This is a genomic window from Tenebrionibacter intestinalis (assembly GCF_016632365.1).
In the GTDB taxonomy this organism is placed as follows: domain Bacteria; phylum Pseudomonadota; class Gammaproteobacteria; order Enterobacterales; family Enterobacteriaceae; genus Tenebrionibacter; species Tenebrionibacter intestinalis.
The window spans coordinates 46481-65536 of sequence record NZ_JAEPBH010000018.1 but is presented as its reverse complement, the minus strand read 5'-3'; the positions used below and the strand labels follow the sequence as shown (position 1 = coordinate 65536).

16 protein-coding genes are annotated in these 19056 nt (G+C 54.6%); 7 read left to right on the top strand and 9 right to left on the bottom strand.

Annotated elements, in window-relative coordinates; all coding sequences use genetic code 11:
• Nucleotides 1-121: 121 nt before the first annotated feature.
• From prmA to acuI, 9 genes are all read right to left on the bottom strand, one after another.
• On the bottom strand, nucleotides 122-1003 hold the full coding sequence (prmA, locus tag JJB97_RS08590) for a 50S ribosomal protein L11 methyltransferase (RefSeq protein WP_238713615.1): 882 nt from the start codon (nucleotides 1001-1003) through the stop codon (nucleotides 122-124).
• A gap of 11 nt (nucleotides 1004-1014) precedes the next feature.
• A complete protein-coding gene (gene panF / locus JJB97_RS08585) occupies nucleotides 1015-2469 on the bottom strand; it encodes a sodium/pantothenate symporter (RefSeq protein WP_238713614.1) in 1455 nt (484 codons plus the stop codon).
• Nucleotides 2459-2701 carry a YhdT family protein gene (locus JJB97_RS08580; protein ID WP_238713613.1) on the bottom strand — a complete coding sequence of 81 codons (243 nt, stop codon included), beginning with the start codon at nucleotides 2699-2701 and terminating at the stop codon, nucleotides 2459-2461. Before JJB97_RS08580 ends, panF begins: the two co-directional genes overlap by 11 nt.
• A gap of 90 nt (nucleotides 2702-2791) precedes the next feature.
• Entirely contained in the window at nucleotides 2792-4138 is a 1347-nt protein-coding gene (gene accC, locus JJB97_RS08575) for an acetyl-CoA carboxylase biotin carboxylase subunit (protein ID WP_238713612.1), read from the bottom strand.
• Nucleotides 4139-4149: 11 nt separating this feature from the next.
• Nucleotides 4150-4617 (bottom strand): acetyl-CoA carboxylase biotin carboxyl carrier protein, encoded by a 468-nt coding sequence (gene accB, locus JJB97_RS08570; protein WP_238713611.1) that lies wholly within the window; start codon nucleotides 4615-4617, stop codon nucleotides 4150-4152.
• Between the two features lie 21 nt (nucleotides 4618-4638).
• Nucleotides 4639-5091, bottom strand: a complete 453-nt coding sequence (gene aroQ, locus JJB97_RS08565; protein ID WP_238713610.1) for a type II 3-dehydroquinate dehydratase — start codon at nucleotides 5089-5091, stop codon at nucleotides 4639-4641.
• Between the two features lie 230 nt (nucleotides 5092-5321).
• Nucleotides 5322-5921, bottom strand: a complete 600-nt coding sequence (msrQ, locus tag JJB97_RS08560) for a protein-methionine-sulfoxide reductase heme-binding subunit MsrQ (RefSeq protein WP_238713609.1) — start codon at nucleotides 5919-5921, stop codon at nucleotides 5322-5324.
• A complete protein-coding gene (gene msrP, locus JJB97_RS08555; RefSeq protein WP_238713608.1) occupies nucleotides 5922-6923 on the bottom strand; it encodes a protein-methionine-sulfoxide reductase catalytic subunit MsrP in 1002 nt (333 codons plus the stop codon).
• 61 nt (nucleotides 6924-6984) lie between these two features.
• Entirely contained in the window at nucleotides 6985-7962 is a 978-nt protein-coding gene (gene acuI, locus JJB97_RS08550; RefSeq protein WP_238713607.1) for an acrylyl-CoA reductase (NADPH), read from the bottom strand.
• Between the two features lie 236 nt (nucleotides 7963-8198).
• Here acuI and csrD point away from each other — a divergent pair, with 236 nt between their 5' ends.
• The 7 genes from csrD to yhdP all read left to right on the top strand — a co-directional run bounded on the left by csrD (nucleotide 8199) and on the right by yhdP (nucleotide 18978).
• Nucleotides 8199-10139 (top strand): RNase E specificity factor CsrD, encoded by a 1941-nt coding sequence (gene csrD, locus JJB97_RS08545; protein ID WP_238713606.1) that lies wholly within the window; start codon nucleotides 8199-8201, stop codon nucleotides 10137-10139.
• Between the two features lie 316 nt (nucleotides 10140-10455).
• The gene (gene mreB, locus JJB97_RS08540) at nucleotides 10456-11499 is read left to right on the top strand and encodes a rod shape-determining protein MreB (RefSeq protein ID WP_003855260.1); all 1044 of its coding nucleotides are present in this window, start codon (nucleotides 10456-10458) and stop codon (nucleotides 11497-11499) included.
• A gap of 60 nt (nucleotides 11500-11559) precedes the next feature.
• On the top strand, nucleotides 11560-12603 hold the full coding sequence (gene mreC, locus JJB97_RS08535) for a rod shape-determining protein MreC (RefSeq protein ID WP_238713605.1): 1044 nt from the start codon (nucleotides 11560-11562) through the stop codon (nucleotides 12601-12603).
• Nucleotides 12603-13091 (top strand): rod shape-determining protein MreD, encoded by a 489-nt coding sequence (mreD, locus tag JJB97_RS08530; RefSeq protein WP_238713604.1) that lies wholly within the window; start codon nucleotides 12603-12605, stop codon nucleotides 13089-13091. The genes mreC and mreD overlap by 1 nt, the downstream gene beginning before the upstream one ends.
• A gap of 7 nt (nucleotides 13092-13098) precedes the next feature.
• Complete coding sequence (locus JJB97_RS08525) at nucleotides 13099-13692, top strand: Maf family protein (protein WP_238713603.1); 594 nt, start codon at nucleotides 13099-13101, stop codon at nucleotides 13690-13692.
• Nucleotides 13682-15151, top strand: coding sequence for a ribonuclease G (gene rng / locus JJB97_RS08520; RefSeq protein WP_238713602.1), 1470 nt, complete (start codon nucleotides 13682-13684; stop codon nucleotides 15149-15151). The genes JJB97_RS08525 and rng overlap by 11 nt, the downstream gene beginning before the upstream one ends.
• Before the next feature lie 32 nt (nucleotides 15152-15183).
• Nucleotides 15184-18978 (top strand): AsmA2 domain-containing protein YhdP, encoded by a 3795-nt coding sequence (yhdP, locus tag JJB97_RS08515; protein WP_238713601.1) that lies wholly within the window; start codon nucleotides 15184-15186, stop codon nucleotides 18976-18978.
• Nucleotides 18979-19056: the final 78 nt, after the last annotated feature.

Below are 19056 nucleotides of genomic sequence, written 5' to 3'. Positions count from 1 at the left end.
GTTTTTTATAAATGCTGATTGCAGCGAAGTATAACGGCAGGAATTATAAGGCTATTTGTACAAACAGTGTAATTGAAATAATACGAAAAAGCGGCTTAAACAGGCCGCTTTTTAGATGTATTTAGTTTTTTGTTCCGGTTATTCTGCACCATTCAGCTTTTTCAGCTATCGGTTCGAGAGAGAAGATCTCCTGGTAAGCTTCACAAACGCTTTCAGCCTGGCTTGCGAGAATACCGGATAGCCCAATCACTCCTCCTTTTGCCGGCAGTATGCTGATAAGCGGCGCCAGTTCCCGCAAAGGGCCAGCCAGGATATTGGCTACCACGACATCGGCATGAAGGCCGTTTGGCTTATCCTGCGGCAGAAAAAGCGCCAACCTGTCTTCAACGCCATTGCGTCGCGCATTGTCCCGGCTGGCCTGAATGGCTTGTGGATCGATATCGATTCCGATTGCACGCGCGGCGCCGAGCTTGAGCGCAGCAATGGCAAGGATGCCCGAGCCGCAGCCAAAGTCGATTACCGTTTTACCTGCCAGATCGAGGCTGTCGAGCCACTCAAGGCATAGCGCGGTAGTGGGGTGGGTTCCGGTGCCAAACGCCAGGCCCGGATCAAGCATGACATTAACCGCAGACGGATCGGGCACGTCGCGCCAACTGGGGCAAATCCACAGGCGCTCACCAAAGCGCATAGGGTGGAAGTTCTCCATCCATTCGCGCTCCCAGTCTTTATCCTCAAGCTGTTCGATTTTGTGGTGAAAGCCTGCGCCCAGCAGCGGATGTTGTTCCAGTGCGGCAACGGTGGTTTTCATGTCCCATTCGGCGTCAAACAGGCCAGTGACGTCGGTATCGCCCCACAGCCGCGTTTCACCCGGCAGTGGTTCGAAGACTGGCGTGTCATGGGTATCCTGAAAGGTGACACAAACCGCACCGTTTTCGGTCAGCGCATCACCCAGTTGTTCTGCGTTCGCACCAGAGGTATTAATTTTTAGTTGAATCCACGGCATGACAAAGCTCTTTATTTATCTGTGGGTGAAAGGGAAGTTTGGTTGTTTACTGTGCAGCCGAAGCGGTTGCCAATAAGAAAACTTAGTAGACTGAGTAGTAGCGAGGGCACAATGGGATGAAACCCCATAATCTCCAGGTTAAGCGTTGCTAACACCGCGTAGAGCACGCCGCCGACAAGCATTGCGCTCAGAGCGCCTGCGGCATTAGCGCGTTCCCAGTAAAGGCCAAGCACCAGCGGCCAAAGGAAAACGGCTTCCAGCCCGCCAAAAGCCAGTAGATTAAGCCAAATAATCATCTGTGGCGGTTTCCAGGCCGCCAGAAGCAGCAACAGGCTTAGCGCCAGCGTAATCATGGCAGACATACGCTTAAGGCGTTTTTCATTATTTACATCTTCAGGACGCTGGCTTAACCACAGATCTTTAACAATTGTCGCTGATGATTGCAGCAGTTGCGCATTAATGGTGGACATAATCGCCGCCATCGGCGCGGCGAGAAATATCCCGGCGGCAACGGGCGGCAACACGGTGACCATAAGCGTTGGAATCACACTATCGGGAATAGCCATATCTGGAATGACCGCGCGGCCCAGCGCGCCAGCCAGATGCATACCCAGCATCAGCACTGCCACGACGATAGTGCCGAGAATAATGCCGCTGTGAACGGCTTTGCTGTCTTTATAAGAAATGCAGCGTACCGCCGTGTGCGGCAAGCCGATGATACCAAAGCATACCAGCACCCAAAATGAAGCAAGGAAAGCGGGCGAGAGAATATCGTCTGCGCCCTGCGGCGTAACCAACTTAGGATCAATATGCTGTAACGTACTGACAGCGTTGCTTAGCCCGCCTGCGGCGTGCACGACGCCTGCCAGCAACAGCAGCGTGCCTATAAGCATTACCATGCCCTGCATGGCGTCGTTGAGCACGCTGGCGCGAAAGCCGCCAAAGGCGGTATAGAGTGCGATACTGATACCAAAGATTAGCAGTCCGGCTTCGTAGGGTATGCCTGCGGCGGTTTCCAGCAGGCGCGCGCCACCGATAAACTGCACGGTCATCGCGCCGATAAACGCAACCAGCAGGCTTATGCTTGCCAGCCATACCAACAGGCGGCTTTGGTAGCGGGCATACAGCATATCGTTGAGCGTGACGGCGTTGTAGCGGCGGGCGAGTATAGCGAACTTTTTACCCAGCACGCCGAGAGACAGCCAGACTGCGGGGAGTTGAATCATTGCTAACAGCACCCAGCCGAGACCATATTTATATGCAGCGCCGGGGCCGCCAATAAATGAGCTGGCGCTTATGTAGGTGGCGGTGAGAGTCATAGCCAGTACAAAGCCGCCCATTGAACGGCTGCCAAGAAAATATTCGTTGAGGAAATTTCCCGCCTGCCGACGGCGCATTGACCAGGCCGACAGGCCGAAAACGACCAGCAGATAGGCAATAAGCGGCAGGATAACTTCAGTCTGCATGGGTATCCTCCAGAGGGATATCGCGAAACAGCACGCGTACCATAAGCCAGCACAGCAGAATAAAAATTAGCGGCACCAGCAGACAGGCCATTTCAAACCAGTGCGGCAGGCCAGTAGGGCCATTGCCGGCATCCGGCAGCCAGGCCGCGGCAATCCAGGCCGCCAGGTAAAGCAGAGTCAGCCACGTCGTCCAGCGCGCTTCTTTGTGAGCCTGAACAAAACGGTTATCCATTGTTGTTTTCCGGGTTATCAGCCAAAACGGCGATTGTAGGAGAAAAAAGAAAGGGCCGGAAGTCCGGCCCTGGCGGAGAATGTTTAAAGCTTAGTCGTGCAGACCAAGCTTTTTCTCCAGGTAGTGGATGTTGGTGCCGCCGTGCTGGAAGTTCTCGTCGTTCATAATACGCATCTGCAAATCAACGTTGGTTTTAATACCGTCGATGATGAGTTCCTGCAGGGCGTTGCGCATACGCGCGATAGCGACATCGCGATTTTCACCGTAGCAAATAAGTTTGCCAATCATGGAGTCATAGTACGGCGGTACGGTATAGCCGGCGTAGATATGCGATTCCCAACGTACGCCAAAGCCGCCCGGCGCGTGGAAACGAGTGATTTTGCCCGGGCTTGGCAGGAAGGTATTCGGGTCTTCGGCATTAATACGGCATTCCACCGCATGTCCGTGTACGACAATTTCTTCCTGTTTAACCGACAGCGGTTGGCCTGCGGCAATGCGCAACTGTTCTTTAATCAGATCCACCCCGGTTATCATTTCTGTTACCGGATGCTCAACCTGAATACGGGTATTCATCTCAATGAAATAGAATTCTCCGTTTTCAAACAGGAATTCGAACGTACCTGCGCCGCGGTAGCCGATATCCACGCACGCTTTTGCGCAGCGCTCGCCGATATAGCGGCGCAGCTCTGGGGTAATGCCCGGCGCCGGCGCTTCTTCAACCACTTTCTGGTGGCGGCGCTGCATAGAGCAGTCGCGCTCAGCCAGGTAAATGGCGTTGCCCTGGCCGTCCGCCAGGACCTGAATTTCTATGTGGCGCGGGTTTTCCAGGTATTTCTCCATATACACCATGTCGTTATTGAATGCGGATTTTGCTTCCGCACGCGTCATGGTGATGGACTGGGCCAGTTCGGCGTCATTGCGCACAACACGCATACCCCGGCCGCCGCCGCCGCCGGAGGCTTTGATAATAACCGGGTAACCAATGCGTTTTGCGATGGCGCGGTTGTTATCCATATCGTCTCCCAGCGGTCCATCGGACCCCGGAACGCAGGGAACGCCGGCTTTTTTCATGGCGCTGATGGCGGAGACTTTATCCCCCATCAGACGAATGGTGTCGGCTTTCGGGCCAATAAAAATAAAGCCGGAGCGTTCCACCTGTTCAGCAAAGTTGGCGTTTTCAGACAGGAAGCCATAGCCTGGATGAATGGCTACCGCGCCAGTGATTTCGGCGGCGGAAATAATCGCCGGAATATTCAGATAGCTTTTTACCGACTGCGCCGGGCCGATACAGATAGTTTCATCTGCCAGCAGTACGTGCTTCAGATCGCGATCCGCAGTGGAATGCACCGCAACAGTTTTAATGCCCAGTTCTTTACAGGCACGAAGAATGCGCAACGCGATTTCACCACGGTTAGCGATGACAATTTTATCAAGCATGGAAGGCCTCGTTACTCGATGATGACCAGCGGCTCGTCGAATTCTACCGGTTGTCCACTTTCCACCAGAATGGCTTTTACTACACCTGCTTTATCAGCTTCGATCTGATTCATCATTTTCATCGCTTCAACAATGCACAGCGTATCGCCGGCATTGACTTTCTGACCGACTTCAACAAAAGCTTTTGCTTCCGGGCTTGGCGTGCGGTAGAAGGTGCCGACCATTGGCGAGCGGACGATGTGGCCGCTGATTTCAGCGGCAGCCGACGCTTCCATGACTGGCGCGGCAGCAGGCGCAACGGCATTTGATAACTGCGGTTGCGCAACAGGCGCGGCCCATGCCTGCTGCATCATCGGCATGCCCTGGTTTGGAACGGCGCGACTAATACGCACCGACTCCTCGCCTTCAGCGATTTCCAGCTCAGCAATACCTGATTCTTCAACCAGTTCGATCAGTTTTTTTATTTTACGAATATCCATTTGGGGTTCCGTACTCTTTGTTTAGTTAGTATATGTCAGACGCTTAACCGCGGTCTGGAGTGCCCAGGAGTAGCCATCGGCGCCAAACCCACAGATGACGCCAGCGGCAATATCAGAAAGGTATGAATGATGCCGAAAAGGTTCACGCGCATGAACGTTGCTCAGATGAATTTCGATAAACGGGATATTCACCGCCAGCAGCGCGTCGCGCAACGCCACGCTGGTATGCGTGAACGCGGCCGGATTAATCAGGATATAGTCAATATGGTCTTTAGCCTGATGAATTCGGTCAATCAACACATGCTCTGCGTTAGACTGCAGGCTTTCGAGCGAAACATTCAACGCTTCTGCCTGTGCGCGTAAATCGGCCACAATATCTGATAACGTCAGCGTGCCATACTTCTCTGGCTCACGGGTGCCGAGCATATTAAGGTTCGGCCCGTTTAAAAGCAAAATTTGCAATTTACCCGACATTGTGACGCTAACTCCTGCAATTATCATGAATATGACAAAATATACCTTCAATTCTACATTGTCACGTCTAAACGAGTTGAAAATGTGCGGAAAAAAACCGGAGGCGGCGTATTATAATAATTTCAGCGCAAATAGCTGCTAAATACTGGTCTTATCAGGGAAGATAATCAACCACCTGTGATAATAAACATAACAAACTCAGATGTTTCGCCGGGTTGCCTGAAAACAGCTTAGTGACGCCAGCGGCGAAGTTTACGGTAGCGCAGGGCTAAAAGCACGCCAGCGGCCAGCGCATAGAGAACCGGTTGAGGGGAGAGAACCTTTACTGACCACAGATAGTGAATGGGGGCGAAGATGGCGATCAGATAAATGACGTTATGCAATTTTTGCCAGTTTCGGCCCAGTTTCTTTTGAGCGGATTGCGTGGATGTTAACGCCAGCGCCAGTAACATCGCCCAACTGACAATACCCAGCGTTAAATAAGGGCGGGTTAGCAGTTCATTCGCCAGCAGGTTGAGGTTATTTACCCCCAGTTCAAGCAGCGTGTAGCTTAACAGGTGCAGGGTTGCCCAGGCGAAACACCATAGCCCAATCAGCCGGCGCGTGCGAATTAATGCAGGTTGTTTTATATAGCGCGCCAGCGGAGCGACAAGCAGCGTCGCCAGCAGTAGTTTGAGCGCCATTCTTCCCGTGAAATGCTGGATATCTTTAGCCGGGTCGGCGCTAAAATAGCCCTGATTTGCAGCATAAAACAGCCAAAGCAGCGGCGCAAAAGCAACGAGATGGAGCGCCGCCTTAAGGCGGGTAATGTGTTGTGGCGTGATTCGCACTCAAAAATTCTCCTGTAGGTTCAGGCCGTGGTAAAGCGGGCTAACGCTGTCGGCATAGCCGTTAAATAAAAGCGTGGGTTGACGTTTAACATCAAGAATGCCGCCCGCGCCAATAACGCGTTCTGTGGCCTGTGACCAGCGAGGATGATCGACGTGGGGATTCACATTTGCATAAAAACCGTATTCATCGGGCGCCGACAGATGCCATGTGGTCGGCGGCCTCGCTTCCTGCAGTCGGATGCTGACAATGGATTTAATTCCTTTGAAACCGTAATTCCAGGGAACGACCAGCCGCGCCGGCGCGCCGTTTTGCGGCGGCAGCGCTTTGCCATATACCCCAACAGCAAGCAGTGTTAAAGGGTGCATCGCTTCATCAATACGCAACCCTTCAACATAGGGATAAGTTAACCCGCCGCCAATAAAGCGGTCTTTCTGCCCCGGCATTTCCTCCGGGCGGAACAGAGTCTGGAAGGCGACGTATTTTGCCCGGCTGGTGGGAGCGGCATCTTTAAGCAATCGATGTAATGAAAAGCCTACCCAGGGTACGATCATCGACCAGGCTTCAACGCAGCGCATGCGATAAATGCGTTCTTCCAGGGGATAGCGCGACGTCAACTCATCGTGCGATAGCGTCAGCGGGCGTGCGACTTCGCCATCAACCTTAAGCTGCCAGGGCGTGGTTGTCAGCCTGCCGGCATTGGCAGCCGGATCGGCTTTATCAAGGCCGAATTCATAAAAATTATTATAACCAACAATCTTGTCTTCGGGCGTCAACGGCAGCGCTGCCTGCCATTTTTCGGGTTTACTGAACGTTAACGCTTCGCCCATTGGCGCAGGCGGACGATCGTTGCCCTTAAACCATGATAAAAAATTCGCCTGCGCAGCGCCCGGCAGCATCAGCGTTCCGCTGCCGATGCCGAGCGCCTGGAGTATACGGCGACGCTGCATAAAAAATACCGCTTCGGCGGTGATATCAGCTTCGGTAAACGTTTTTTTCTTCATAAACCATACCCGTGATGATGCGTTGTCATCAGTATGAGGTATGGATTAAAAAGACGCGGCGTTATGATTCAATTTTCACCAGCGTGCGTCCATGAGCGCGATTTTCCATTATCGCGGCTGCGTATTCAGCGACGCGATCCAGCCCGATTTCAGTTGCTGCTGTCTGGTAGAAGCTTTCCGGTAAATCCTTCGCCAGCCGTGCCCAGGCCGCCAGACGGCGCGGTAGCGGCGTCATCACGGAGTCCACGCCTTGCAGGCGTACATTGCGTAGAATAAACGGCATTACCGTGGCCGGCAGGCTGAATCCGCCGGCGAGGCCGCAGGCGGCAACGCAGCCGCCGTACTGCGTTTGCGCCAGCACGCTGGCAAGTACCTTATCGCCTACGGTGTCGATAGCGCCAGCCCACTGTTGTTTTTCCAGCGGACGGCCGTCGGCGAACGTTTCGCGACCGATGATTCGGCTGGCGCCAAGCTGGCGTAAATAATCGTGAGTGCTTACACGTCCGGAGGCTGCAACCACCGTATAGCCCAGCGCGTGTAATAGTGAAACCGCCGTACTGCCCACGCCGCCGCTGGCGCCGGTTACCAGTATTTCACCCTGTTGCGCAACAACCCCCGCCTCTTCAAGCGCCATAACACACAGCATGGCGGTAAACCCCGCAGTGCCGATAACCATCGCCTTGCGGCTGTCCAGCCCCTGCGGCAGCGGCACCAACCAGTCGCCTTTAACGCGCGCCAGACCGCTCAGGCCGCCCCAGTGGTTTTCTCCTGCGCCCCAGCCAGTGAGTACAACATCCTGCCCAATATGGAAACGTGGATCTTCGCTATGGCGTACGCGCCCGGCAAAGTCAATGCCCGGCACCATTGGAAACTGACGTATAATTCTACCCTTGCCGGTTATCGCCATCGCATCTTTATAGTTCAGGCTGGAATAAACGACTTCAACGGTAACATCGCCTTCAGGCAGCATGGTTTCGTCTACCGGCTGTAACGTTGCCTGCGTTTTATTGTCCTGCTGCTGAAGAATTAATGCCTGCATAAAATGTTCTCCGGAAAATAATACGTTCTGAAAATACGTTTGTACTACTATACTCGTTACCTGTTTCCATACGGCGAAAATTTCCATTTGCGCAAGAAAGAACACAGCGGTTTACCTGGAAATTTGATACAGTACTTATCCTGACTTAGTAGTTAGCGCTCACTTTAAGCCTGCGGGCCTGTGTTGGCGCGTTTTGAGGTGCCACTGGCCAACTTTCCGACGGAGTTAACACAAGGATGCGCTTAACGACGAGAATTACTGCCTTTGCGGCTATGCTGACGGGAATTGCGGTATTTATCACCTTGTTGGGCGCTTCATGGAGTTTCTATCAGTCTGTTCACGGGAAGGTCGCGCAGCGTATGGACGCTATAATGACGCTGGTGGATATAGATTTGCTCACCCATTCGCCTGAAAAACTGGGCGAGCGGCTTTATGTCGTGATGCTGCCGCTGGATATCTCTCGCCTTACTGTTTTATCCGGCAAAACCGTGGTGTTGGATTATGAAATGCCGTCGGGTTATCTGAAGACCAGACAGCAGTACATTATACGCACGCGCACCGCGCGTCTGCTTAAACATCCCAGCTTTACCGTTGAAGTGGTTTATCGCGATCCTATTAACGATTATTTTCACTCGCTGGTGACCACGGCGCCGCTGTCCATCGCGATTATTTTTATGATAGCGATGGTGTTGCTGACCTCTCGCTGGATAAGGCGGCAGTTTATCGGGCTTGAGCAGATGGATAATCGCGCCGCGCGCATCCTTAACGGAGAAAGAGGTTCGGAGGTTTTAGGCGCGACAAATGAATGGCCTGCTCACAGCAGCAGGGCATTGGATATGTTGTTAAAAGAGCTGCAGCATGCCAGTGAGCAGCGTAGCCGTGTAGGCACGCTAATTCGCTCCTATGCCGCGCAGGATGCCCAGACCGGCCTGAATAACCGCCTGTTTTTTGAAAGCCAGCTTGCCACACTGCTTGAAGACCGCGAGCATGTTGGGGCGCACGGTATTGTGATGATGCTGCGTTTGCCGGACTTTGACATCCTGGGCGAGACGTGGGGGCGTAACGCGGTTGAAGAGTATCTTGATTCGCTTATTAATCTGCTTTCAACATTTATCACTCGCTACCCGGGCGCGCTGCTGGCGCGATACTTCCAGAGCGATTTTGCCGTATTGCTGCCGCACAGTACGTTAAGAGAGGCGGACGGCATCGCCAGCCAGTTGCTCAATTCGCTGGATGCGCTCCCGCACACCCGCATGCTCGACAGACACGATATGCTGCATATCGGCATTTGTACCTGGAGTAGCGGCCAGACGGTGGATCAGGTGATGGAGCACGCTGAAGAGGCGGCGCGTAGCGCGACGCTGCAGGGGAGCAACGGCTGGGCGGTCTACAGTCTGGCGCAGCCGGACAAAGGGCGCGGAAATGTTAAGTGGCGCACAATGCTTGAAGATATGATGCGCCGCGGCGGACCTCGCCTGTATCAGAAGCCTGCGGTTATGCGCGATGGGCTGGTTCATCACCGTGAAATTATGTGTCGCATGATCGACGGCGAGCAGGAGGTCATGCCTGCTGAATATATGCCGCTGGTGCAGCAGTTTGGCCTGGCGGAGCAGTACGATCGCCTGTTGATTTCGCGCATTATTCCACTGCTGCGGTACTGGCCGGAAGAGTCGCTGGCGATTCCGGTAACCGTAGCGTCGCTGTTGCATCGTCCATTCCAACGCTGGCTGCGCGATACGCTTATGCAAAATGAAAAATTGCTCAGAAATCGAATTCTTTTTGAACTTGCTGAGGCAGATGTTTGTCAACACATCAGCTCGTTACAGCCAGTGATTCGTCTGATAAAAGCGCTGGGGCCGCGCATCGTCATCACCCAGGCGGGCCTGACGCTGGTCAGCACGGCATATATTCAGGCGTTTGACCCGGAACTGATTAAGCTGCATCCGGCGCTTGTTCGTAATATCGACAGGCGTACCGAAAATCAGCTTCTGGTCGGAAGCCTGGTGGAAGCCTGTAGCGGTACCCGCACCCGAGTCATGGGCGTGGGGACGCATACTCGCGGCGAGTGGCTGGCGTTGATTGAGAAGGGCGTTTCCGGCGCGCAGGGCGATTTCTTTGTCGGCCCTCGCCCGCTTGACAGCAACGTGAAAAAATATTCACACAGATACCCTGTTTAACCTGTTGTTTAACTGGTTTTCACGTAGAATGTTGCGCGCTGCATCACAAGGGGGCGTTACGCCTGCCGGCGATATCGCAGTATTAAATAACACGGGTTCGTTGCATCCCATAGTTACAGGACACAAGAAGCTGCGCCCATAACACCGTTTTCTCCGTCTTTATGGCGATGCGTGTGTGTAGCGAATGTAACGGGTGAAATGAGCCGTACTATTTTTCACCGAAGCAGAACGTTTTTGCGCCTTGTCGCTGCTTCGCGTGGTTGGTAAAGTAAGCGGATTTTGTTTTCCGCCCCAGCTTTCAGGATTATCCCTTAGTATGTTTAAAAAATTTCGTGGCATGTTTTCTAATGACCTGTCCATTGACCTGGGTACCGCGAATACCCTCATCTATGTTAAAGGACAAGGCATCGTACTGAACGAACCCTCAGTGGTTGCTATTCGCCAGGATCGCGCAGGTTCTCCCAAGAGCGTAGCGGCCGTTGGCCACGATGCAAAGCAGATGCTGGGCCGTACGCCTGGCAATATTGCCGCTATTCGTCCGATGAAAGACGGCGTTATCGCCGATTTCTTCGTTACTGAAAAAATGCTGCAACACTTCATCAAACAGGTTCACAGCAATAGCTTTATGCGCCCAAGCCCGCGCGTGTTGGTCTGTGTGCCGGTGGGCGCAACCCAGGTCGAACGTCGCGCTATTCGCGAATCCGCTCAGGGCGCCGGCGCCCGCGAGGTTTTTCTGATTGAAGAACCGATGGCGGCCGCGATCGGCGCGGGTCTGCCGGTTTCAGAAGCGACCGGCTCTATGGTAGTGGATATCGGCGGCGGTACAACGGAAGTGGCGGTTATCTCCCTGAACGGCGTTGTCTACTCTTCGTCTGTACGCATCGGCGGTGACCGTTTTGATGAAGCCATTATCAATTATGTGCGTCGCAACTACGGTTCGCTTATCGGAGAGGCGACTGCCGAGCGCATTAAGCACGAAATCGGTTCCGCCTATCCGGGGGATGAAGTACGTGAAATCGAAGTGCGTGGGCGTAACCTGGCCGAAGGCGTACCGCGCGGTTTCACCCTGAACTCGAATGAAATCCTTGAAGCGTTGCAGGAGCCGCTTACGGGTATCGTCAGCGCCGTTATGGTTGCGCTGGAGCAGTGCCCTCCGGAACTGGCCTCTGATATCTCCGAACGCGGTATGGTGTTGACCGGCGGCGGCGCGCTGCTGCGTAATCTCGACAGGTTACTGATGGAAGAAACGGGTATCCCGGTCGTTGTCGCAGAAGATCCGCTGACCTGTGTGGCGCGCGGCGGCGGAAAAGCGCTGGAAATGATCGATATGCACGGCGGTGACTTGTTCAGCGAAGAGTAATTTGTCGCTGCAGGAAGGGGGCGTCGGCCCCCTTTTCCGAATTCGGGAAACACACAGTCTATGAAGCCGATTTTTAGCCGTGGCCCATCGCTGCAAATTCGCCTCATTCTGGCGGTAGTGGTGGCGCTTGGCGTGATTATTGCCGACAGCCGTCTTGGTACGTTCAGCCAAATCCGAACGTATATGGATACGGCCGTCAGCCCTTTCTATTTTATTTCAAACGGTCCACGTGAACTTCTCGACAGCGTGTCTTTGTCGCTCTCTACTCGGGATCGTCTGGAAAAAGAAAACCGGGCGCTGCGCCAGGAACTGCTGCTGAAGAACAGCGAGCTGATGATGCTGGGACAGTATCGCCAGGAAAACGCGCGCTTGCGCGAATTGCTGGGTTCGCCGCTGCGTCAGGACGAGCAGAAGATGGTCACGCAGGTTATTTCTACTGTCAACGATCCTTACAGCGATCAGGTTGTGATCGATAAAGGCAGCGTGAACGGCGTTTATGAAGGCCAGCCGGTCATTAGCGACAAAGGCGTGGTCGGCCAGGTCGTTGCTGTCGCTAAGCTGACCAGCCGGGTGCTGCTGATTTGCGATGCGACCCACGCATTGCCGATTCAGGTATTGCGTAACGATATCCGCGTGATTGCTGCCGGTAACGGCTGTACGGACGATCTTCAGTTAGAACACCTGCCTGCGAATACCGACATTCGCGTCGGGGATGTGCTGGTCACGTCCGGCCTTGGCGGGCGCTTCCCGGAGGGATATCCGGTTGGCGTGGTATCGTCTGTGCGCGTGGATAACCAACGTGCCTATACCGTTATTCAGGCGCGCCCGACCGCAGGCCTGCAGCGTTTACGCTATTTGCTGCTTTTGTGGGGCGCTGACCGTGAAGGCCTTAATCCTATGACCCCGGAAGAAGTGCATCGCGTTGCCAATGAGCGCCTGATGCAGATGATGCCTCAGGTGTTGCCTGCACCAAATACGATGGGGCCGCCTGCGCCCATTCCGGCGCCGGCAACCGGTATGGCGGCGTCCCCCGCAGAGGAGGCGCGGACATTGCCCGCGCCTGCGGCGAGCCCGGCGCCGTCTGCGCCGCAGGGAGGCCGCTAGTGGCGAGCTATCGTAGCCAGGGGCGCTGGGTTATCTGGCTCTCCTTTTTGATTGCATTACTGCTCCAGATAATGCCCTGGCCGGACAAAATTATTGTGTTCCGGCCTAACTGGGTGCTGTTGATTCTGATCTACTGGATCCTGGCGCTGCCGCATCGGATTAACGTGGGCACGGGGTTTCTGCTGGGCGGCATTCTGGATCTGATTAGCGGTTCAACGCTGGGCGTGCGCGCCCTGGCAATCAGCATTGTTGCCTGGCTGGTGGCGCTCAAATTCCAACTGGTGCGCAATCTCGCGCTCTGGCAACAGGCGCTGCTGGTTATGGTGCTCTCTCTGGCTGCTGACGTGATTGTGTTCTGGGCCGAGTTTTTGGTGATCAATGTTTCATTCCGCCCGGAAGTTTTCTGGAGCAGCCTGGTAAACGGGGTGCTCTGGCCGTGGCTTTTTCTGCTGATGCGTAAGATTCGCCAGCAGTTCTCCGTACAATAAGGCGCCCATGATCGATATCCTGCTTGCTTCTGGATCCCCCCGACGTCAGGCGCTGCTCAGGCAGCTTGGCGTATCGTTTACGCACGTCATACCGGGTGTGGAAGAGGTTCGGCATGCCGGTGAAACCGCTCAGCAGTACGTTTTGCGTCTGGCGCAGGATAAAGCGCGAGCCGGCGTGGCGCTTGCCGGGCGCGACTTGCCGGTACTCGGTGCCGATACCCTCGTTGTTCTTAACGATGAAGTGTTTGAAAAACCTCGTGATGCGGAGCACGCGTCTGCCATGCTGCGTCGTTTGTCCGGCCAGACGCATCGGGTTATGACGGCGGTAGCTATTGCCGACAGAAAGCGAATGCTGGATTGCCTGGTGATAACGGAAGTGACTTTTCGCACGTTGTCGGAGCAGGATATTGCCGATTACGTCGCCAGCGGCGAGCCGCTGGATAAGGCGGGCGCGTATGGCATTCAGGGCGTCGGCGGCTGTTTTGTCAGAACAATAAACGGCAGCTATCATGCTGTTGTCGGTTTGCCGCTGGTAGAAACCTGGGAGCTGCTGCGCAATTTTCACGCGCTGCGTGATGAATGGGGACAAAATGACGGCTGAATTGTTGGTAAATATTACCCCGTCGGAGACGCGGGTTGCGTACATTGACGGAGGGACGCTACAGGAAATTCATATTGAGCGTGAAGCGCGGCGGGGTATTGTAGGCAATATCTACAAAGGTCGTATTAGCCGGGTCCTGCCGGGTATGCAGGCGGCATTTGTAGATATTGGCCTCGATAAGGCCGCCTTTTTGCACGCCTCCGATATCATGCCCCATACCGAATGCGTGGCCGGAGATGAGCAAAAAAATTTTACCGTGCGTGATATTTCTCAGTTGGTGCGCCAGGGGCAGGATCTTATGGTGCAGGTGGTTAAGGACCCCCTTGGCACTAAGGGCGCAAGACTTACTACTGATATCACGCTGCCGTCGCGCTATCTGGTTTTTATGCCGGGCGCCTCTCACGTCGGCGTTTCCCAACGCATTGAGGGAGAAGAAGAGCGCGAAAGGCTTAAGCAGATCGTTGCCGAATATTGTGATGAGCAGGGTGGTTTTATCATTCGTACCGCAGCCGAAGGCGTTAGCGCTAAAGAGCTAAGTTCGGATGCCGCGTATCTTAAGCGCGTCTGGCATAAAGTGATGGAGCGTAAAAAACGTAACCAGACGCGGTGCAAGCTCTACGGTGAACTGGCATTAGCGCAGCGTGTGCTGCGCGATTTTGCCGACGCATCCCTGGATCGCATCCGTGTCGATTCGCGCCTGACTTACGATATGCTGCTGGAGTTTACCGCCGAGTATATACCTGATATGGCGAATAAACTTGAGCACTATAGCGGCTATCAGCCCATTTTCGATCTTTACGATGTCGAAAATGAGATTCAGCGTGCGCTGGAGCGAAAAGTTGAACTGAAATCAGGCGGCTATCTGATTATCGATCAGACAGAAGCGATGACGACCGTCGATATCAACACCGGCGCGTTTGTTGGGCACCGCAATCTTGATGACACAATATTCAATACCAACATTGAAGCCACGCAGGCCATCGCCCGCCAGTTACGTTTGCGTAATCTGGGCGGTATTATCATCATCGACTTTATTGATATGGGGAATGACGATCATCGTCGGCGCGTGCTGCATTCTCTGGAGCAGGCGCTGAGTAAAGATCGCGTAAAAACCAGCATTAATGGCTTTTCAGCGCTGGGGCTGGTGGAGATGACGCGCAAGCGCACCCGCGAAAGCGTGGAACATGTTCTGTGCCATGAATGCCCCACTTGCCACGGTCGTGGAACGGTAAAATCGGTGGAAACCGTCTGCTATGAGATTATGCGAGAAATAGTACGCGTACACCACGCTTATGATACCGATCGTTTTCTGGTCTATGCTTCTCCCACCGTCGCTGAAGCGCTTAAGGGAGAGGAGTCCCACGCGCTGGCTGAAGTTGAAATCTTCGTTGGCAAGCAGGTGAAAGTTCAAATTGAACCGCTCTACAACCAGGAGCAGTTTGACGTCGTCATGATGTAGCTGCGGCGCGGCCGCTGACAAGGAGTATAAAGGTGAGGCGACTGCCGGGTATACTGCTACTCATAGGCGCAACGCTAATTGTTATTGTCGCACTGCTGGTGAGCGGGCTGCGCCTGCTGTTGCCGCACCTGGATACCTGGCGGCCTGCGCTGGTTGAAAAAATCGAGCAGGCCGCTGGCGTGCCGGTATCTGTCGGGCGCGTTAATGCCGCCTGGCGAAATTTCGGACCAACGCTTGATGTGCGAAATTTGCAGACCGGCCTTAAAGATGGCGGAAGCCTGGAAGTGCAGCGCGTTACGCTGGCGCTGGATATCTGGCAAAGCCTTCTTCACCTGCGCTGGCAGTTTCGCGATCTCACTTTTTATCAGATGCGGATGCGCCTTAACGCGCCGCTGGTAAAGAATAACGGGGATAACATTGAGCCGGATCGCATTGTCGATCTGTTTCTGAATCAGTTTGATCACTTTGACCTGCGTGACAGCGCCGTTAGCTTTGTCACGCCCTCCGGACAACGGGCCAGTCTTGCTATTCCTCAACTGACCTGGCTGAACACTCATCGCCGCCATCGCGCCGAGGGGCAAATTAGCCTGTCAACCTTTAATGGGCAGCATGGCGTTGTGCGTATGCGTATGGATCTGCGTGATGATCAGGGGCTGCTCAGCAATGGCACGATCTGGATGCAGGCGGATGATGTTGACGTTACCCCGTGGCTTAGCCGCTGGATGAATGAAAAAGTTAAGCTCAGCCATGCGCGCTTTAGCCTGCAGGGCTGGATGACGGTGGAAGGCGGCAGGCCTGGCGGCGGCGACTTATTGCTTAAACAGGGCGGTGCGACCTGGCCCGGCGATGGCCGCACGCACCGGCTTTCCGTAGACAACCTTACCGCACACGTTAGCAGGATTATTGATGGCTGGCAGATTGCGATCCCGGATACCCGTATTGAGATAGATGGGCTTAAGTGGCCGAAGGGGGCGTTAACGCTCGGCTGGCTGCCTGAGCGTGAGGCCGGCGGCCCCGGCGGCGTACGCAGCGAAGAGCTGCGCGTGCGCGCCAGCAATGTGGAACTGGCGATGCTGCTGCCTTTGCTGCCGGTGGCGGAAAAGTTCGCACCTGAAGCGAGCGGCGTGTGGCGCACAATGCAGCCTCAGGGAAAGATTGAGGCGCTGGCGCTGGATATCCCGCTACAGCAGCCGGAAAAGACCCGCCTTCAGGGGCGATGGCAGGATATCGCCTGGCGACAGTGGAAGCTGCTGCCTGGCGTAGAGCATCTTGCGGGTAATGTCGCTGGCAGCCTGGAAAACGGCCGACTTGTGCTTACGATGCGTGGTGCGCGTATGCCATATAGCGGCGTATTTCCCGCACCGCTGGACATTGCCGCAGGGAGTGCAACGCTCGACTGGCGCAACGATATAAATGAGGGGTTCAGCCTGTCGGGGAAACGTATTGATGTGCAGGCGAAAGCGTTATGGGCTAATGGCAGTTTTCGCTATCTCCAGCCAAAGGGGGGGGCGCCCTGGCTGAGCATACTTGCCGGCGTTCGCACCGCTGACGCCAGCCAGGCATGGCGCTACTTTCCGGAAAACCTGATGGGCGAAACGCTGGTGGGTTATCTGAGCGGCGCAATCAAAGGCGGTCAGGTGGACAATGCCACATTGGTTTACAACGGTAATCCTCACCTGTTTCCTTATAAACACAATGAAGGGCAGTTTGAAGTGCTGGCGCCGCTGCGTAACGCCACCTTTGCTTTCCAGCCCGAATGGCCCGCGTTAAAAAATCTGGATATTGAACTGGATTTTTTGAACGACGCGCTGTGGATGAAAGCGCCGGAAGCGATGCTTGGCGATGTGAAAGCAACAAATCTTGTGGCGGCTATTTCTGATTATGCGCGCAGGAAGCTGCGGATTGATGCTGATATACGCGGACCGGGGCGGGCGATCGGGCCTTATTTCCGGCAAACGCCGCTGCGTGATTCGCTGGGGGCCACCCTTAATGAACTCCAGATTGATGGGGATGTGAGCGCTCGCTTACATCTTGATATTCCGTTAAATGGCGAAAAAGTTACTGCGAAAGGCGACGTTATGCTACGCCAAAACTCGCTTTTTATTCAGCCGCTTGGTAGCAAGCTGGAGCGCCTTAGCGGTGATTTTAGCTTCAATAATGGCAACCTGACCAGTAAGTCGCTTACTGCGCGCTGGTTTAATCAGCCGCTCGGCCTGAATTTCACGACTCATCAGGGAGCAACGTCGTATGACGTGGGCGTCAATCTAAACGGCAACTGGCAGCCGGCGGCGACCGGGTTGCTGCCGCCGGCGCTGAACAGGCAGATTAAGGGCAGCGTGCCGTGGAAGGGGACGGTAGCGATTACGTTGCCCTATCACGGTAGCGCAACGTATAACGTCGCATTAAACGGCGAACTGAAAAATGTGAGCAGTCAGTTACCCTCTCCACTGGAGAAAAATGCGGGTGTGAATCTTCCTGTCAACGTGTCCGCAAAAGGCGATCTCAGGCATGTCGATATTATCGCAAAAGCGGGCGACGGCGGTCGTTTCAACAGCCGCTGGCTACTGGGAGAAAAATTACGACTCGACCGCGCCATTTGGGTGACGGATAGTAAAACGCTGCCTGCGTTACCAGATAAAGCGGGCGTGGAACTGAATCTGCCGCCGCTGGACGGCGCCGGATGGCTGGCGTTATTTCAGCAAGATACTATGCAGCGGTCCCGCGACAGCGTGCTTTTTCCAAAATCGATAACGCTGCGCACGCCAGCGCTTATGCTGGGCGGCCAGCGCTGGAATAACCTTGGCATTGTATCGCAGCCGGTAAGCGGCGGCACGCGCGTTAGCGTTCAGGGACGCGAGCTTACCGGTACGCTTATGATGCGCGATAGCGCGCCCTGGCAGGCGGATATCAATTACCTTTACTACAACCCCGAGCAGGCGAAACCAGGCGATACGTATAAGAACACGCCGTTTATGCCGACCCGGCAGATAAGTTTTAGCGGCTGGCCCAACCTGGCGCTGCGTTGTGCGCAATGCTGGCTGTGGGGGCAAAAATATGGGCGCATCGATGCGGATTTAACCGTAAAGGGAGATACGCTCAGCCTCAGCAACGGCGTGCTGGATACCGGCTTTGCCCGGCTTAACGCGCAGGGGGAGTGGGTTAACCGCAAAGGTGAACAGCGCACGTCGCTTAAGGGGCAGCTTCAGGGAAAACGTATTGATGCTGCGGCGAGTTTTTTTGGCGCCAGTAGCCCCATACAAGGGGCGTCGTTTAATGTGGACTACGATTTACACTGGCGAAATGCGCCGTGGCAACCGCAAGAAGCCTCGTTGAACGGAATTGTGCGTACCCGTTTTGGCAAAGGGCAGATAGCTGAATTCGGCACCGGGCACGCCGGGCAAGTGCTGCGCCTGCTGAGTTTTGATGCGCTGTTGCGCAAGCTACGTCTTGACTTCAGCGATACGTTTAGCGATGGATTCTATTTTGACGCCATCCGAAGCACCGCCTGGATTAAGGATGGCGTGTTACATACAGATGATACGTTGATCGATGGGCTGGAGGCGGATATCGCTATGAAAGGGGCGGTCAATCTGGTGAAGCGCGAACTGAACGTAGAAGCGGTCGTTGCGCCGGAAATCTCCGCAACCGTAGGCGTGGCGACGGCGTTTGCCATTAATCCTATAGTCGGCGCCGCCGTGTTTGCCGCCAGCAGAGTGCTGGGGCCGCTGTGGAGCAAAATTTCCGTACTGCGCTACCGTATTACCGGGCCGATTGAGCGGCCGCAAATTAATGAAGTGCTGCGCCAGCCGCGAGCAAGCAGCAAGTAATAAACCAACAAAAGCATCTGAGTTTGCGCTTTAAGTTGACGTGAGCGGTGGATTATCCCAGTCTCACCAGATACCCCA

Coding starts and splice junctions, on each gene's coding strand:
- acuI (WP_238713607.1), bottom strand. CDS start 7,962: ATGCAGGCATTAATTCTTCAGCAGCAGGACAATAAAACGCAGGCAACG.
- accB (WP_238713611.1), bottom strand. CDS start 4,617: ATGGATATTCGTAAAATAAAAAAACTGATCGAACTGGTTGAAGAATCA.
- mreC (WP_238713605.1), top strand. CDS start 11,560: ATGAAGCCGATTTTTAGCCGTGGCCCATCGCTGCAAATTCGCCTCATT.
- rng (WP_238713602.1), top strand. CDS start 13,682: ATGACGGCTGAATTGTTGGTAAATATTACCCCGTCGGAGACGCGGGTT.
- accC (WP_238713612.1), bottom strand. CDS start 4,138: ATGCTTGATAAAATTGTCATCGCTAACCGTGGTGAAATCGCGTTGCGC.
- JJB97_RS08525 (WP_238713603.1), top strand. CDS start 13,099: ATGATCGATATCCTGCTTGCTTCTGGATCCCCCCGACGTCAGGCGCTG.
- mreB (WP_003855260.1), top strand. CDS start 10,456: ATGTTTAAAAAATTTCGTGGCATGTTTTCTAATGACCTGTCCATTGAC.
- aroQ (WP_238713610.1), bottom strand. CDS start 5,091: ATGTCGGGTAAATTGCAAATTTTGCTTTTAAACGGGCCGAACCTTAAT.
- msrP (WP_238713608.1), bottom strand. CDS start 6,923: ATGAAGAAAAAAACGTTTACCGAAGCTGATATCACCGCCGAAGCGGTA.
- panF (WP_238713614.1), bottom strand. CDS start 2,469: ATGCAGACTGAAGTTATCCTGCCGCTTATTGCCTATCTGCTGGTCGTT.
- csrD (WP_238713606.1), top strand. CDS start 8,199: ATGCGCTTAACGACGAGAATTACTGCCTTTGCGGCTATGCTGACGGGA.
- JJB97_RS08580 (WP_238713613.1), bottom strand. CDS start 2,701: ATGGATAACCGTTTTGTTCAGGCTCACAAAGAAGCGCGCTGGACGACG.
- prmA (WP_238713615.1), bottom strand. CDS start 1,003: ATGCCGTGGATTCAACTAAAAATTAATACCTCTGGTGCGAACGCAGAA.